Here is a 15750-nt window from a genome sequence, read left to right as displayed (position 1 = left end):
CCTCCTGAATTGTCAGACACTGGACAAGAGCGCGGTACCAGCCGGGAAAAGAACCCACGCCGCGATGAGAAAGACCTGCAGCGCACCGGGGGTGCTCATCTGTCCGCTGGACCGGTGTGCGGCGGCATGCTCGTCGGCCAGAAGCTCGTCGCTGAGGCTCTGAGCCCGAGCGAGCAGGGTGCCGACCACTGCAGCACCGTCCTGGCCGGCCGTGGCCGCGATCGTGGACAGATCAGTGAGCTCGTCGATGTCCACGCGTTCCCCGAACCGCCGAAGACCGTCCCAGGGCATCTCGCCGGCGCGCTGGGCGAGGTCGAGCTCGTCGCGCAGTCGGCGCATCGCCCAGCTGTCGGTGAGAAGCATCCCGGGAACCGTCAGCGCGGTGGACACGCCTGCCCCTCCGCGCCGCAACAGCCCGACCTGCTGGAGGTAGGAGACCAGTGCGGACCGAAGCTCGTCGCGGGCCTGGTCGGCGCGCTCGCTGGTGCGACGGGCATGACTGGTCCAGCCGACGAGCAACCCGGCCACTCCCAGCCCGGTCGGCACGACCACGGGGATCCCGATATCGAGCACCGCGAGCACACCGCCAAGGGCGGGACCGGCGGCCGCAAGGCTCAGAGCGGACGACGCGGCGACGATCAGGAACCGGTCGCGCCCGATGCCAAGTAACTCGAGGTCGCCGTCGGGGACCGCGACGGGGATCCGCCGGAGGATGGGTAGCAGCAGGCGTGACCGCGAGCTCAAACGTTCTGGCAACGGCGGGAGGGGCGTTCGCTCGTCGAGGGCGGTGAGGGCATCGGCGAGAATCGGATGGCGTTGTGTACAAGCCGTGATGACCAGGGCAGCAGCACTGCCGATCAAAGCCCCGGCCAGCAGGACGAGGGGTAGGCCAGAGTTCATGATGTGCCCGCCGTCCCGCCGAGGAAGCGCGGCGCTCGCCGGCCGAGGGACAGCCGGCGCATCCAGACCAGCAACGCGACGGTGCCGGCCAGCAACATCGCCATGACCACCTGCCCAACTGGAGTGCTGTAGGGGGCGGCGAACGCTGGGGTCAGCGCCAGAAGCACGAGTAGCCCCACCTGGATGACCAACAGCATGCGGATGGACTGCCTGGACTCGGCGCGAGCGGCCTCGATGTCGCGGCGTGCGCGGATGTCGCGGGCTACACCGTCGGCGAGCTGGCGCAGGATCTGCGCGACGCCCGTGCTCTGCTGGTGCAGGGCGAGGAGGAGCGCTGCAGCGACGGCGTCACCGGTGCGGTCGTCGATGGTGTCCGCGAACTCGCGCAGGGCGGGCGCCGGGTGTCCCTGATCCAGCTGCAGGCGCCGTGCCAACGTGCGTACAGCGGAAGAGACGGGCCCGTCGATCCGTGCAGCAGACGTCACGATCGCCTGGGCGAGCCCGATCGCTCCACCCCCGGCGAGGGTGTCTGCCATCCGCCGACACCAGGTCTCGAGCGCTTCCAGGGTGGCTATCCGTTCATGCACCACGCGCCCCGAACCGAGCAGCCAAGGCAGCCACAGTCCGGCCGCGAGTGTCGCCAGCCCGGCTACCGGCCATCCGGTCAGGGCCCAGACCGCCGTCGCAGCGGCCCACCAGCCGAGCGCTCGCCACCTGCGCTGGGCTTTTGTGTGGGTGGGGTTGGCCGTTGCGGCCCAGGCACGTCTGAGGCCACGTACCCAGGAGGAGGCGGGAACGGCTGGCCCGCGGGAGACAGGGGGTCGGACACGGACGCCGGCGACGAACAGAGTTGCAGCCAGGGAGAGGCAGCCGCCCGCGGCCGCGGCGGCCATCTCGACGGGCGTCATCGCTGCCATCCGTCGGTGGAACCCTGAAGGAATCCCAGGTCGATCCCTGCTTCCTCGAAGGGACGACGGTCCTGCGGCAGCAGTTGGAACCGCGCTCTGGGATCTCCGGTATCCGTAGCAGCGAAGACGCGATTCATCGCCACGCCGCCGTTCTCACCCAGGGACGTCACTTCCGCGACCTCGGAAACGACACGCGTCCTGCGTCCGCCGGGAGCCAATGCCTGTCGCATGTGGACGACGTAATCGATGCCCTGCGCGGCGAGGCGGGTGACGAACGAGTCCGACCACCCCGAGCCGGCGCCCTTCATCGTCGCCGTGACGAGCCGTTCGAAGGCCTCACTCGCCGATCCAGCGTGCAGCGTGCACATCGAGCCCGGCATGCCCGCGTTCATCGCCTCGAGCATCGGGAGCGCTTCCTCACCGCGGACCTCTCCGACGAGCACCCGCGTGACCGACATCCGCAGCGTCTGGTGCAGGAGGTCCGAGAGTGTCATCTCTCCGGCCGGCCGTCCCGTGGCCGGGTCGCGCTCTGTCGATCCTGATCGACACTCTGCGGCGTAGAGCAGTGGTGGCCGGTTCGGGAGACGGTGGAGGTTCAGCTCGAACTCGGTTTCCAGTGTGGCGAAACGCTCGCGTGGGTCGATCTCTCGGGCCAACGCCCGAAGCAGCGTGGTCTTCCCGGACGCGGGCGTGCCGGTCACGAGGATGCTCAGGCGAGCGGTCACGAGTGCTGCGAGGAAGCGGGCGAGCGTAGGAGAAACAGTCTCGAGCCGAACGAGGTCTCGCAGACAGACGTCGACAAGCCGGTGCTTGCGGATCGTCACGATCGGGCGCGGAACGACGTCGCGCATCGCTGCCAGCCGGGAGCCATCGGGAAGCTGCATGTTCAGGCACGGCTGGGCAGGGGAGAACGCCCGCTCTGTGCTGCCGTGATGGGCGGCGATGTACTGCAACTGCTGAACGAGATCGGCGTCGCTGTCCGCGACCGGTCCATCCGCGGTCCGGACCGAGCCATCGGTCATACGCAGAACCGGCACGTCACAGCCGGTGATGTGAATGTCCTCGACATCGGGGACGTCGAGCAGCGCTTGGATGCGTCCGAGGCCCCACACCGTGTTCTCGACCGTCTGAACGACCGAACGCTCGACACGGGGATCGAGCTGCAGCTCACCGTGAGCAATCCGGCGACGGGCTTCCGTGTCGAGTTCCGCCTGAATCCAGGCGAGCACCAGTTGGCGCTGATCAGCTGGATCAAGACGGTCGCGTCCAGGTTCGTCCGCCAGCCGCTGTAGCACTGCGGCGTGGACTCGGCGGGCGAGCTCGCGATCCGCCTGAGACGGGCGCGGAGAGCCGTTCACCGTGGGCGTCATATCGGCCGCCCGGACGGTCCGAGGCTTGCAAGCTTCTCAGCGATTTGGCGAGCAGTGCGCTGCATGGCGCACCGCGCGAAGGACCGGCCGGGGCGTGCTCCGTCGCTCCATACCGCCGCCGCTATCGCATCCTTGGGCATCTCGCCCAGGAGCGGCAGCCGGCATCCGTCGGCGATCTCGGCTGCTGAATACGGCTCGTCAGCGACCACAACGAGAAGCGAGACCCGCGGGTCGCCCGCCTCGGCGCCTGTTGCCTCCTGCAGTAGCGGTGCGATCCGTGCCGCAGACCGGACCGCGCGCAGCGACGACGCCGTGACGAGAACCAGAGCGTCGCACGTCCGCAGCAATGGCATGACGCCGTCGGCTGCGGCGAATCGACCACAGTCGGCCACGACATCTGCACCGTCGATTCGGGCCAGTAGCGGCCCGAGGCGAGACCACGGAATGCTGGCCGACTGCCCGACACAACCCAGGCCGGCGAGCACCGGTGGCGCGTACGGTGCCAGATGGTGCACCCGCCGGTACAACGCCTGCTCCAGCGTGGTGCTGCGAAGGTCGACGATCAGCTCGGCCAGTCCCGCGGCAGGTGGCCAGTCGCCGCCGCCGAACCCCGCACGCACGTCGCCGCCGAAGGGGTCAGCGTCCACGAGCAACGCGGTCCGCGGCCACTGCGATGCCAGCGCAAGCGCGGATGTGGTGACGCCTGGGCTGCCCTTCGCCGACACCAGCCCGACCAGCACAGCGCTCACCCCCGACCCACGAGCACGACCGCGATGCGGCCATCGAGGGATGCGAGCGCCAGCTCTTCCGAGTCGGCCTGAGGGACGAGGACGTCAATGCTGCGCTTGCCTGAGACGTCCGCGTCGCCGGCCGACACTACCGACGCGCGACGCGGCGGACTCGCGCCGCCGGTGATCACAAGTACCTGGTCGCGGACCTGGAGCGCGACGGAGGGCGCGTGTCCGACCTCGACCGACAATCCGACGACAGCCTCGCCAGGAGCGGGGCTGAGCTTGGCAGTGAGAGCGTCCCGCGTCAGGGTCTGGTTGGTGAACAGGTCGGTTGCCGCGTGCAGTCCCACCAAGGTGTTGACGTCGGTCCACGGGATTGTCACCAGGCCGGTGTCCGGCGGGAGCAGCACCTCCCGGAGGTCGGAGAGCTCGATGACTTCGCCGAACGGCACTGGGCGGGCCGTTGCCACGATGCCCTCGCGGGACACCGCAACGCGGTATGCGAAGGCTCCGAGCAATGCGCCGGCCACCGCGAGCGTCACGGCGAGAAGCATCAGCCGTGAGGACCGCCGACCACGCAAGGGTTTGGGCGCAGGCTGGTTTTGCATGGTGAGGTGCGGAACGGTCGCAGTCATTGGCCATCACCGTCGACCAGGACCTGCACTTCGCCGACGGTCAAGGATGTTTCGCTTGAGACGCGGACTGTCTGCTCCCCGTCGACGGGAGAGCCGTCAGTCGTTCCCGACCACGTCACCGTCCATACGCTGGTTGCGGTGATCGTCCAGCGGCCGGTGCCGCCGGTTCGTTCCGGCAACGAGCGGTGTTCATACACGTAGCCGCAATCCGGCGAAGGGCCGTCCTGACCGATCCAGGGAGTACCGGGACCCGAGCATCGGATCAAGGCGCCGGGCGGACCCATCGACCACTCAACTGCGGCCAGCCTGCCCGTTGCGGTGACGCTCGCGGCGCCTGCCGTTGCGGTCGCCGATACCGGTCCCGCGTACGCGGCCCCATCTCCGATCCATAGCCAAACCGGAACACCGATGAAGGCGCCGTTCTGTACGGACATGTGCAGAACTGGCGGTGCAAGGGTCAGCAGCTCGACGGCCCGCTGAGCCAGCACTTCAGGCGCCACAACCGGAGCGCCGGCTCGCCGGCCCGTGACTGGCGCTGGATCGAGAAGGGCTCCGGGATCGGGCTCATCACCAACAGCCCAGCCACCGTCCCCGAACGGCAACGCGGCGACCGGCGGAGGCTGGGGTGGCACCGGCCCGGCTGCTGGCTTCGGCCGGGCCCGGGTCTGAGCGGCCCGGGGACCACGATCGGTATCACGTGGCCCACCGGGACGGCCAGGGTCGACGGCGCCGACAAGGCACCTCCCGGTGCTGTCGACGACCACGCAGCCGGGCGGGCCGGAGGCACCGCCGACGGTGAGTAACAACGACGGGAGAACGACAGCCAGAGCGGAGGCGGTCAGCACGGCTCGTCCAGCGCTGGTGCCGTGCGCTCGACAACCCATCCGTCCCCGACCGTGAGAAGCTCGGCTCGGTACCGGTAGCGCTGAACCCGATTCGCCAGATCGTCAAGAACGGCTCCGGTTGTATCGGAGACGAGCCGGGAGTCGCCGAGGTCGATGCAATCGACCACCTCGACACGGTTATCAGCCAGGCGATGCACCACCGGTTCACGGGTGACTGCGCCCTCTGTATGCGCTGGGAGGCTGGCGTAGTTCTCCACATCCGTGCGGAGCGATTCCAGTGCCTGCCCGGTCGCGACCTCTTGCAGCCGCGCGGTCCAGTCGCGCGACTTCGGGGCGGCGAGGGCGGAGTTCGTGACCGTCCAGAAGTCCTCGTACGCGGTGAGGGCTCGTTGTTCCGCGGCGTCGGCCGGAGTCGACGGCGTGGTCGGTGCCGGCGGAGGGACAGACGGCGATGAGCACCCCGCAACCACGGCGGTGAGCAGCAACATCGCCGGAAAGACTCGGTGGAACCCCATGCCGTTGCTCCTCCCAGTGGCGGCGCGGTCGATCCTGCTGCCGTCCGTGGTCGCTGCGTGGTCGCTGCGTTGCTCCGCGATCACAGGGGGAGGGCTTACCAGGAGCGCTGTCGCCGCGTTGCCGATCCGGCGGCCGTAGCCCGAATGGAGTAGGGCGGGTCCCATGTGCCCGAGGTCTACCCATACCGCCCTCGGCAGGAAGCCACCTGACACGTGGCTCGTGCGTGGTTCCGGGGATGACCGCGAGCTGCAAGAGTGCTCGGATCAGGGCGAAGCGGCGCTTCAGCGCTGCTTCGGTACACCTCGATTTCGTGGTCTCCCGGGACGAGCACCAGATCTTGGTCGTGCCGGACGCCGGAGATGCTGCCAACAGAATCAGACGCGAACTCGGTGGGAGCGGGGTCGGGTAGCCGACCGCGACCGGGCAGGAGGTAGAGGGAGCGGAATGGGAGGAGCAGGCGTAGCCGGCCACACCCCGCCGGGGGCGGCAGCCCAATGCTTCCGTTAGGCCCCAGCGGGTCCCTCGGCCATCTAGAAATAGCGAGTGCGCATGATGCTGAGCAGGCGATGGCGCAAGGCGATGACGGCTTGACGTTGGCCCTTGCCCGCACCGCGTTGCGGGCGAAAGTAGGACTTACTCACTGAGTCATGACCGACTACTCAGCACGCGGACTGGTAGAGCGCTCACTTGAGTCCCTGGTTGCCGCTGTTGGTCCGCAGTGCGTGCTCAGCATGAGCACTTCGGTCTGAACGCGGATTTGGCGTGTCCTGTCGTGCCGCTCAGGACTGTTGCGGTTGGTAGTAGTGCCATCGACCGCTCGGCGAATCAGCACGTGCCGATGCTGGTGATGCCTCTCTGCTGCCTCTCCAGCCCATCAGACGCACGTTGACCCGAGGCGTAATTGAAGCGGTTGAGGGCGGCTCACGGTGCATCGGCGGCCCGGGGTAACGGTCGGGCAGAGGTCCACAGGGATGTCGGCAGGGTGCCCAGGGCGGAAGCGCGGCAGGATGGGAGTATCGCGGACGTGTCGGCGTCGGTTGCGCAATCAGTTGTTGAGTGCAGGCTGAGTCGCACGAGGTCTCGCCGGAAGCCGGGCGCTCGTTGGATGATCGTGGTGACGGTGCTGCTGACGGCGGCGCACCTGTTCGTGCTGTCCGTAGGGGCAGCATCGCCAGCGTGGGCATCCTGCGCGGCCGGAACTCCGCGGCTATCGGATGCGGCGTTCAGCGGCACCGTCATTCAGACGACACGAGCGGGGCGCATCGCTCAGGTTCGGACGGACGCGGGCTTGATGGTGGAGGTGCGCGGCACGGATGCCATCGACCCTCCCGGCGGGGGCGCCGCCACGTCGGTGGATCGCTCCTACGTGACCGGCCAGCGGTACGAGTTCCATCCGATCAACTCCACGTCGCCGTACTCCGACAACAACTGCACTGCGACCCACGAGCTGCCAGCCTCACCCTCGACGTCGGCTGCTCCTGCTGGTGCGGTTTCATCTGCGGCGCCCGCCGAGTCTCCGATTCTGGGGTGGGTCATCGCGCTCGGCGCGCTCGGCGGGGTCATCGTTCTGACATGCGTGCTGGTCGTTCGCGTACGGCGCCGACGATCAACGAACTTGACGTAATCGACAGCGCGACCTGGGTCAGCGGTAGTTGGTGAACCGTGTCTCACCGGGGGTTTCATTGATGATCATGCCGTGACCTGCCACTGAGTGCCGGCTCGTGCCGCAGAGTGCCGCGGAATATCAGTTGCCTTCTGTACCGGATTTGTACCGGGCGACCCCGCGGGTGAGTACTTCCGTGTCAATGCGGACGCTTCTGCTCGGCTCGTAGTTTGCAGCCACGTTTCTGCTGTTCGTCGTGCCAGCCCGTGTCACCCCATGCGGACGGGTGGCGCGTGCGGTGGTGCCTTTCTGGTGCTTCCGAGGCCGGCCCTTACCGTGCCCATGCCCCTCCATCTGGCGCAGTCCGACAGCGACGACCGAAGGCAGAGGGTGGCGTACGCGATGCGTCGCGGTGGTGGTGTCAGCGTGGGGACGCGGCCCACCGTGCAGCGAACGCCGTAGGCACTCTGCACTCCACTAGCGTCGTCGGGCGTCTTGGACCGGCCGTCCTTGCTAGGCCGACCATAGATCCCGCGGGACGCCTATGTCGCGCCTCACCGCCTCGATGAAGGCGTCTTCCAGATCGTCATACTCTTGCGCAGAACCCCTGCCCGACGCCAGGAGCCGACATTCGGTGAAGGCCTCGTCCGCTGCTCGGAAGACTTCGGGCGAGGCGTACAACCGGAGCTTGTCATACTTGCGCTCCAGCTCACGTTCCCAGCCGTCCGCGCGCTCCTCGCCGATGCCGATGACGGCCAGGTACGCAATGCGTAGTGAGCTATAGAAGTCGGCATAGGCATCCCGTCGTTGCTCGAAGGTCCGGAGCATGTCGTCCCGCACCCAGAGCTCCCGCTCCCGCACGCGCTCACGTTCCCAGCTCTCCCGCTCCCTGCGGTCTGAACGCCGTTGCGTCACGAGGACACCGGCCAGGGTGCCCACGACGGTGCCGAGCACGCCGAGCCCGGCGACGATGAGCGGTACCCAGATCGGGAGGGAGTTCACGCGGGGCACCGTAGGACGCCGCGCGCAGTCGCAGCACGCCCAACTGCCGTTGCACGTCGGCGATATCCCAATCGAGAGTGACCTCTTCGGTGTAAGGCGGATCCGGCGGGATCTCGACGCCCGGCCTATGTCGTTCCGTGCCGTCTGAGCTGGGGCTCCTCCGGACATGCTCCGCCTCCACACCGAAGCCGAAGCGCCATCTACTCGACCTGCGCTGCACGGTCGCGCCAGTGCTCATAGCCCGCGGGCGCAGACGTTGCCGCCGTCTGGCGCCTCAAGCCGAACGGCCGCTGGGCTGTGATCGCGCGACTACGTAGCGTCAACGCAGTGGCCAAGCTTGGCAAGCTCTACTGGTGCACGCGGTGTGGACAGCGGCACTATCGGAAGTCCGGCATCGGCAAGGATCACTGGCAGTACCGACGAACCTGGTACGGGCCGCTCGTGAGTATGGCGAGGTCGTACAAGACGACGCGTGCTGCAAGACCTAAGAAGGTTCGACCGACAGTCGCACGAACTCCTCCACCGCCCCCACCGAGGCCTCGCATCCCTGAGCCACGACGAGAGTCCGAGGCCACGGCATCCGTTCCTCCTCGTCACCGGCCTGCCAAGGACGAATCGCCATGGCCGTCGACCAGGGAGCGTGTTCGGCAGTCGATCACCGAGGCACGAAAGGTCGCACGGCGCAGACTTCGAGCGAAGCTGCCCGGGGCGACGGAAGGCGTGATCCAGTACGTCTTCGATGAGGACGGCTTCTATGAGGGCATCGCCGACAAGATCATCGAAGGACTGCCGTTCGGACGACGCGCCACCCGAGGTCACGACCTCTGCAAGCTGCTCAACACTGCAGCCACGCTTGTCGACTCCGGGACATACGAGAAGATTGCCGGCGAGACCGTCGAGAAGGGACTGACGAGGCTGGGTGTCGACGACCTCGTCGCCCGGACCTTCGCATCGGGGTCGAAGCTCCTCGTCAAGGCGGCGTTCGACGCTTCCTCCATTGCAAACCTGTCCAAGGCATTCAGAGTGACGATCCCACTGGTATGCCCCGACCTGCAGCGCTGTCCGACCGAGCCGGAAGTCCTGAAGACCTACGCGACGCCGTTCTTGTCGGAGGAGCTGAAGGCGATCGCCAAGGCCCTCGCCGCGCCGCAGCGACCCGGTTGATCGGACCAGCGTCGCCTTGACTGCCAAGCGCCTCACGCGCCACCCTGAGCTAGCCAATGGCCAACGTTCGCGCTGATCAGGTGTCCACGGCGTCCGCCCGGGTCCGACATGTTGCAGTACGTCGGAGCCGCCCCCCGGGGCCGTCGCGTAGTTTTAGCCGACGCCCGGGATAACTGGCTCGCCCGCTCTGCAATTATGGATGGGTGCCCGATAGCGCTCCCCCACGCATGTACATAGCCCTTGTCCCCCGTTCCGACACCGACACGCCGTCGTACTGGTGGAGTGCGCTTCGGTACGCACAGGCGCACCGCACGTACAGTCAGATGGACTCCGTCGCACAACGCCTCCTTCAGCGGATCAACGCGCAAACTTGGCCGTGGGTCCGCGGTGTCCCGGACGAACCGCAGGCAGGTAGCTTGACATGGGAGGTGCCGCACGCCGAGATTGTGACGGCCGAGGACAAGCGCGAGGCAAGTTTTATCGCGAGCCAGACTCTGCATTACTTGCGTAGTGCGCTAGACCATCTAATCTACAACGCAAGCTGGCTTGACCAAGGCGCACCGCAGGAGAAAACACAGTTCCCAATACTTGGCGATCGCAACAAGTGGTGCACCCAAAAAACAATCATGGACCTCGGCAACATGTCCCCGAAGCACATTTCCTGGATCGAGGCCGTCCAACCGTTTAACAATGTGGAATGGACTAAGACTTTGCAAGCCCTAAGCAATGCTGACAAGCATCGTTTCGGTGTCGAAGTGTCACCAACGGTACAACTGGGAGTCAACGTCTCAGAGGCTATCGATGACTCCCGCAGTCCCGGGGTAAAGCTCGCACAGATTGAGCGAATCTCACTTCGGCTTTTTCTGCCAACACTGAAACCATATGGCGAGATTCCGCGAACGTTTGATGAGATGTTCATAGGTGCAGCCAGCGTCATCAATCCGTTCTTAGAGGAGGCTGGCATCCAGACGATAGAAGTCAGCCCTGCACACGCCACCGCATCGGACAGCTAGCGTAGGACGTGGCGGCGCGAACGCGCTCCCGCCTTCCGTCGCGGTGATCCACGTTCGACGCGCCGGCCCGCACGGCCCGCACGGCCCGAGTGGCCAGAGACGGCCAGCCCGGCTCGCTCATCACCGCACCTGGAGCTACGTTTCGGTGCCATCCCGTCGACCTGGCGCAGCCCGACCGCGCGGCGCCTCGTGGGCAGCCCTCGACGCACACCGCACCCGACGCTGCGGGGCTCTGCCCACGAGGGGGCGCGTGGTAGCCCTCCGGAAGGTCGTCGGGATGGCACGCCCCCATCCCGGAGATCTGCCCGCCCGGCGAGGGCATGATGCATTTCAGTCTGTACCTGGCTCCGCCGTGAGTCGGCAGTACCCTCGCACTGTCGGTTGGTCGCTGCCGATCGTTATAGTTCGAGGTTGTGACGATCCATCGTGTAGGTCCCCCACAAGAGGAACCTCAACGTTCTCTCGGGCACATCCTAGTGACAGTCGATGACCTAGGTGCCCTAATCGATATATTGCGTCAACGAGACTTCCCTCCCGATGCGCCTGTGCAAGACGTACGAGTCGAGTTCATTGGAGGATACTTCACGGCCGCTGAAGACCTCGCTCGCCTCAGCGATGACGAGGTTAGGTCGCTACGCGTTGTCACGCCAGCGACCCAAGTAATTCTGAATGAATTCGAGGCAATCTCAGTCGGTACCGAGGACTCTAATCAAGCGATCTACCGCCTTTGGGCTAGGTCCCGCGCCAGGACCAGAGCTAGCTACCGGCGCGCGTTGAGGCTACCCGGTCTACTTATTGTCTCATTCGCAATTTACTTTACTATCGCACAAGCAGATCTGATCTATAATATTTCTCCCGGCTTCTCATTGAAACCGTCGAGTGTAGTCGTCGTGGCCCTCCTGATAGTCGGGATTGTATTCCTTATCCTGGCGGAGCGGGTCGGTCCGACGCCGCCTAACTCCGCGATGATCATTCCCTTCTCCCTGGACGAGTATCGCCGATCACAGGCCGGCAGCGTTTACCCGAGGTGGAGTCTCATAGTCACGTTCGCTTCTGTAGCAGTCGCGATAGCGGCAGTGATCGTCTCCGTATTGACTGCGAAGTAGTCGGCAACATAGCGCCCGTATCATCCGCGTTGTGCACTCGGTGGCAGGCTATTGCAGCCGCGCGCCGCGCGGGGACCGGCCGGAGGCCGCACGCCCCGCGCGAGCGCTTGCGGCTGCATCGGACACTGCGCCGCGCGGCGCCGCCAGGCGCCGCCTTGAACAGGTATGGAGAGTCTGAACACCCACGCTCGATGACCGACTGTGTAGTCCCGGGACATGCTTGACACTCCGGTCCCACCTGGTGCTCGGTCGTGGTCGTGGTCGTGGTCGTAGTCAGCTTCGCAGTGCCCTGTCGTGCGAGGTCGGGCGCGGGAAGGCCTCGATGCCCTTTGGGTTGTCAACTGATGAACGGCCCTATCCTGTGGGTTGTCGGGCTGACCGCGGAGCTGCCCCCTGGATGTTTGACTTGACGACTTTCTCAACGGTTCTGCTCGAGATCGAGGCCGACCGGCGCTGGGAAAGTCAGCTTGATGCATCTGGCGGAACCGACCTTTATGTAGGTTCGTCGGACTATCATTGTGGCGCGTACGCGAGAGTGGCTTGAAGTCTTTCGAGTGTTGATTGCGCGGCGGCCACGATGTCTTCGATTCGATGTTGTGCAGCTATTCGGGCGATTCGTTGGACCTGGTGAGGAAGGTGGTAAGTCTCTGCGGCCGCGAGCGCGGTCGCCAAGGATTCGGTGCCTCCGACTTGCTCTCCCGAAGTGAGCAGAACGTGTCCGGCTGTGATTCGTTCAATGACCATCCACTGCGGGGCTACGATGATGTTCGAGTCTTGACAATCGGCGTGGAGCCGAACGGCCTCAGCTACGCGACCCGTGTCGATGAGGCCACGAAGGCGAATTTCGCGCAGCGCGAGGTTGTTCGTGAGCATGCCGTCAGAGTCTGTGTTGTCGAGATGCCGCCTGTATGCGTCGATCGACGTGTCGAAAAGGTCCTTTGCTCCCGCCTCGCCGGCGGCCCTTGCCAGAAATGCGTAGGTCGATGCTTGATGCTCCGGGGTTCTAGCGAGGTCGGTGGCACGTACGAGCCGTGCTATCGCGGCGTCGAGTCGGCCGGCTTTGCGGAGCTCATTGCCGTGCATCGCAAGGATGTGTGCGAGGAAATTCTGGTCGCCGAGTCGCTCTGCGATGGCGAGCGACTGCCCGGTCCATCGGGCGGCGGTAGCCAGGCGTTCCTCCGGTAGGAGGGTGCCGAGTGCGATACCGAGTGCTGCGCGCGCTCTGCTGAGCAGGGTGAGTGAGTCGCGGTCCACGAACCCATCAGCTGCTCGGGCCTCGAGTCGGGCGACGAGTGGCCACAACTCGTTGACTGCATCAGCTGCACGGCCGGTGCGGCGGGCAACATCGGCGAGCGACAGTACGGATCCGGCGAACTGGAGCATGGCCGCGAACGTGGCGTCATCGGCGTCGGTGACGCCGAAGACGTGGGTGGGGATGGCGAGTGTGTGTGCGATCGAGCGGAGGGCGCCAACGTCGCTGATCGTCCGGCGCCGTGTCTCGATCATCGAGATGTAGGTCTTGTCGTAGCCGAGGATCTGCGCCAGGCGTTCCTGACTCAGACCGTTGAGCCGTCTGTAGGCCTTGAAGATGTTGGCGAGGTCCCGGCTGCGAAGGGCACGGCTGGCTTCGTCGCTCGACCACAGCCACAGCGCCGATCTGCGGTGGGGTCGGTGGTCGCCGCTCATGGCATTCGACTGCTGGACGCAGATTCGAGTTGCTCGATCCAGGTGGCGATAGACCGGCGGTACCCGTCGGGCATATTCAGCTGCGTCACCTCGGCTGGGCTGAAGAGGCCGATCTCCTTGTGCTCATGTGAGAGTACGGGCTGCGCCTCGGTGTCGGGCTCGCACCCATAAGTGACGATGAAGACGTGCTTCTGTGCGACGGCGATGTAGTACATCCAGCTGTCGAGGATGGGGCCGGTACGCACCCGCCAGCTTGTCTCTTCCCGGATCTCACGGGCTACGCATTGCTCAGGAGTCTCGCCGATCTCGATTCGGCCGCCGGGGAGCTCCCACTCTTCGCGTTCGTTCTTCAGGAGTAGTACCCGATTCGAGCGAACCACGACGCCCTTGACAGATACTGGAAAGGATGCCTCAATTGTGGAGGGCACGATAAATCCTTCCTGAAGTGCTCCGGCGCGGTTCTGTGCACGACCAAGATAGCAGTGACATGTGGAGATGTGCTGTGAGGTTGACAAACTGTCAGTGGACCCGCGAGCGCAGTCGCGGTCTGCTTGACCACACAGCAACTCTCAGTCCTGGAGGGGATTTTATGCTGACTGGGCAAGCGATCCGGCACCACACTGATCTAACGAACGTTGTCGCCGATGTTGCCGAGTCGGGGATCGCGCTGATCGACGGGGTCAGTCGTGCGGAGGACCTGACTGCTCTCGCGTCCGGGATGGGCACGGTGGTCCCGCACCGAGACAGCGGGCCTGGCGGAGTCACCACCATCGAGGACCGCGGTGCGTCCTCGCCGGCCCACGCAGGGTTCACCCGTAGCGCACTCCCTCCGCATACCGACCGCTCCGGCGTCCCGACGCCGCCCGTTCTCCTGCTGACAGCGTGCGGACGTGGACCGACCGAGGGTGGCGACATCGTTCTGGTTGACGGTAGGGCGGTCCACGACGACCTCGCCCGAACCTCGCCAACTGCTCTCGAGGCGTTCCGGACTCCGCGCACCGTGCTCTTCGGAGGGGGCGACGGCTACCTCGGCTCAGTATTCACGCACCAGCCCGGCGGGGCGATCGCTGTCCGGCACCGCCTCGATCCACTCGTACGATTCGCTCCGTCTGTGGCGCCGCACGTGTCCATTCTGCGGGCCGCCATCCAGCGCCACATCGTCACATTGCCCGCCTGTATCGGCGCGGGCTACGTCATCAACAATTATCACTGGCTGCACGGACGCCTGGCCTACAGCGGGCCTCGTCTCATGTATCGGGTTACGGCTGACCCACGCCAGAGCACGCCCATCATCGCGGGGTTCCGGTCGAGGGCTAGCGAGCACTACGTGGGCTTGTTCGTTCCAACTCAAGGAGTCGGTGCATGAAGACCGCGTCCGTGATCGAGGTCGCCGTGCGCTTCGTGGCGTCCCAGCCAGGCGGGGCTGGTCGGATCCTGACGATTCACTACCGCCGGCCAGACGGAAGCTGCGCAGGATGCTCTACGACACCGGTTCGATGGCCGTGCTCCGCTGCGCGGATCGCGACTGACGCAGTCCAACACGCACGTGAGGAATGCTGATCGAGGCGCCAGCCCCTTCGCGCCAAGTCGGGCCAGCGCGCGTCGAATCTCGATTGCGGCGTCAGGTGCCGCGCATGGTTCGTCGACGTGGGGGCAGTTGTAGATGTTATCCACAGGTTGTCGATTGCCTATTGTCAAGAGTGCGGTTCAGATCAAGCCTCGACTCATGTCTCGGTCGCGGGCCGCTGTCGCCATTGCTGTCTTCCTCCTGCTCGGGCTCTGCTCGTGTGGCTCCTCCGGGGATGTCGGTCTGCGCTCTGGTTGCACAGGGGTTCAGTTGGAGCGACGCATGTCGGGGACCCTCGTTGTGGTCGAGGTGACAGCCAAGGCGTGTCGTAGCTCAGACGGGACGCTGCTGCCCTACGAGGACGCTGTCGACGGGCTGACCCAGGCCACGTGGTCGTCCTTGCGACTGCCGATCGACGCGATCCAGGTGCGTGTGTTTCGTTCTCAGGACGTCGACGCGAACATCATGCCTGCCCTTCGGGTGCTGCCAGAGACGTTGCTCGAGCGCCGGTTCGGGGCCGGGCCGCCGGGGCCGGTGCGGCCTGTGTCAAAGCGCCCAACGGGGCAGTCGTTGTGGCTCTTGGTACCCGTCGCCTATCTCGTTGTAGGGGCTGCCGCGGTCGGCTTCGCACGACAGGCAAGGCGATCCATGCTGGTGATCCTGCCAATTCGGCGATGATCCTCGCGACCAGCGGCAGGGCTGTC

Annotated in this window: 16 protein-coding genes; 6 read left to right on the top strand and 10 right to left on the bottom strand. The window is 65.7% G+C overall.

The features are described from left to right. Nucleotides 1–12 precede the first annotated feature (12 nt). From ACQPZA_RS24140 to ACQPZA_RS24115, 6 genes are all read right to left on the bottom strand, one after another. Nucleotides 13–900, bottom strand: coding sequence for a hypothetical protein (locus ACQPZA_RS24140; RefSeq protein ID WP_433274016.1), 888 nt, complete (start codon nucleotides 898–900; stop codon nucleotides 13–15). Further along, on the bottom strand, nucleotides 897–1808 hold the full coding sequence (locus ACQPZA_RS24135) for a type II secretion system F family protein (RefSeq protein ID WP_433274014.1): 912 nt from the start codon (nucleotides 1806–1808) through the stop codon (nucleotides 897–899). Before ACQPZA_RS24135 ends, ACQPZA_RS24140 begins: the two co-directional genes overlap by 4 nt. Next, nucleotides 1805–3178, bottom strand: a complete 1374-nt coding sequence (locus ACQPZA_RS24130; protein ID WP_433274012.1) for a CpaF family protein — start codon at nucleotides 3176–3178, stop codon at nucleotides 1805–1807. The genes ACQPZA_RS24135 and ACQPZA_RS24130 overlap by 4 nt, the downstream gene beginning before the upstream one ends. Further along, complete coding sequence (locus tag ACQPZA_RS24125) at nucleotides 3175–3918, bottom strand: hypothetical protein (protein ID WP_433274010.1); 744 nt, start codon at nucleotides 3916–3918, stop codon at nucleotides 3175–3177. Before ACQPZA_RS24125 ends, ACQPZA_RS24130 begins: the two co-directional genes overlap by 4 nt. A 5-nt stretch (nucleotides 3919–3923) precedes the next feature. Beyond that, nucleotides 3924–4451 (bottom strand): hypothetical protein, encoded by a 528-nt coding sequence (locus ACQPZA_RS24120; protein WP_433274008.1) that lies wholly within the window; start codon nucleotides 4449–4451, stop codon nucleotides 3924–3926. A gap of 89 nt (nucleotides 4452–4540) precedes the next feature. Next, nucleotides 4541–4978, bottom strand: coding sequence for a hypothetical protein (locus ACQPZA_RS24115; protein ID WP_433274006.1), 438 nt, complete (start codon nucleotides 4976–4978; stop codon nucleotides 4541–4543). On the opposite strand from ACQPZA_RS24115, the gene ACQPZA_RS24110 reads away from it, so the two are divergent. After that, complete coding sequence (locus ACQPZA_RS24110) at nucleotides 4979–5347, top strand: hypothetical protein (RefSeq protein WP_433274004.1); 369 nt, start codon at nucleotides 4979–4981, stop codon at nucleotides 5345–5347. A gap of 35 nt (nucleotides 5348–5382) precedes the next feature. Here the strand turns inward: ACQPZA_RS24110 and ACQPZA_RS24105 are convergent, their stop codons facing one another. After that, complete coding sequence (locus ACQPZA_RS24105) at nucleotides 5383–5904, bottom strand: hypothetical protein (RefSeq protein ID WP_433274002.1); 522 nt, start codon at nucleotides 5902–5904, stop codon at nucleotides 5383–5385. Between the two features lie 1106 nt (nucleotides 5905–7010). Between ACQPZA_RS24105 and ACQPZA_RS24100 the strand changes: the two genes are divergently transcribed. After that, nucleotides 7011–7529: a hypothetical protein gene (locus ACQPZA_RS24100; RefSeq protein WP_433274000.1), complete on the top strand. Its 519-nt coding sequence runs from the start codon at nucleotides 7011–7013 to the stop codon at nucleotides 7527–7529. 492 nt (nucleotides 7530–8021) lie between these two features. On the opposite strand, the gene ACQPZA_RS24095 is transcribed toward ACQPZA_RS24100, so the two are convergent. Next, on the bottom strand, nucleotides 8022–8510 hold the full coding sequence (locus ACQPZA_RS24095) for a hypothetical protein (protein ID WP_433273998.1): 489 nt from the start codon (nucleotides 8508–8510) through the stop codon (nucleotides 8022–8024). A gap of 720 nt (nucleotides 8511–9230) precedes the next feature. Between ACQPZA_RS24095 and ACQPZA_RS24090 the strand changes: the two genes are divergently transcribed. Beyond that, nucleotides 9231–9674 (top strand): hypothetical protein, encoded by a 444-nt coding sequence (locus tag ACQPZA_RS24090; RefSeq protein ID WP_433273996.1) that lies wholly within the window; start codon nucleotides 9231–9233, stop codon nucleotides 9672–9674. A gap of 323 nt (nucleotides 9675–9997) precedes the next feature. Then, nucleotides 9998–10687, top strand: coding sequence for a hypothetical protein (locus ACQPZA_RS24085; RefSeq protein ID WP_433273994.1), 690 nt, complete (start codon nucleotides 9998–10000; stop codon nucleotides 10685–10687). A 1619-nt stretch (nucleotides 10688–12306) separates the two neighbouring features. On the opposite strand, the gene ACQPZA_RS24080 is transcribed toward ACQPZA_RS24085, so the two are convergent. Next, the gene (locus tag ACQPZA_RS24080; RefSeq protein WP_433273992.1) at nucleotides 12307–13479 is read right to left on the bottom strand and encodes a helix-turn-helix transcriptional regulator; all 1173 of its coding nucleotides are present in this window, start codon (nucleotides 13477–13479) and stop codon (nucleotides 12307–12309) included. Then, complete coding sequence (locus tag ACQPZA_RS24075) at nucleotides 13476–13907, bottom strand: NUDIX hydrolase (protein ID WP_433273990.1); 432 nt, start codon at nucleotides 13905–13907, stop codon at nucleotides 13476–13478. The genes ACQPZA_RS24080 and ACQPZA_RS24075 overlap by 4 nt, the downstream gene beginning before the upstream one ends. Nucleotides 13908–13966: 59 nt before the next feature. Between ACQPZA_RS24075 and ACQPZA_RS24070 the strand changes: the two genes are divergently transcribed. Then, a complete protein-coding gene (locus ACQPZA_RS24070; protein ID WP_433273988.1) occupies nucleotides 13967–14845 on the top strand; it encodes a TauD/TfdA family dioxygenase in 879 nt (292 codons plus the stop codon). Between the two features lie 483 nt (nucleotides 14846–15328). Further along, the gene (locus tag ACQPZA_RS24065) at nucleotides 15329–15724 is read left to right on the top strand and encodes a hypothetical protein (RefSeq protein ID WP_433273986.1); all 396 of its coding nucleotides are present in this window, start codon (nucleotides 15329–15331) and stop codon (nucleotides 15722–15724) included. Nucleotides 15725–15750 lie beyond the last annotated feature (26 nt).

It is taken from the genome of Pseudonocardia xinjiangensis (assembly GCF_050948425.1).
In the GTDB taxonomy this organism is placed as follows: Bacteria; Actinomycetota; Actinomycetes; order Mycobacteriales; family Pseudonocardiaceae; genus Pseudonocardia; species Pseudonocardia xinjiangensis.
Note: the sequence above shows the minus strand (reverse complement) of the source record. Positions and strands in the feature narration are given on the sequence as shown.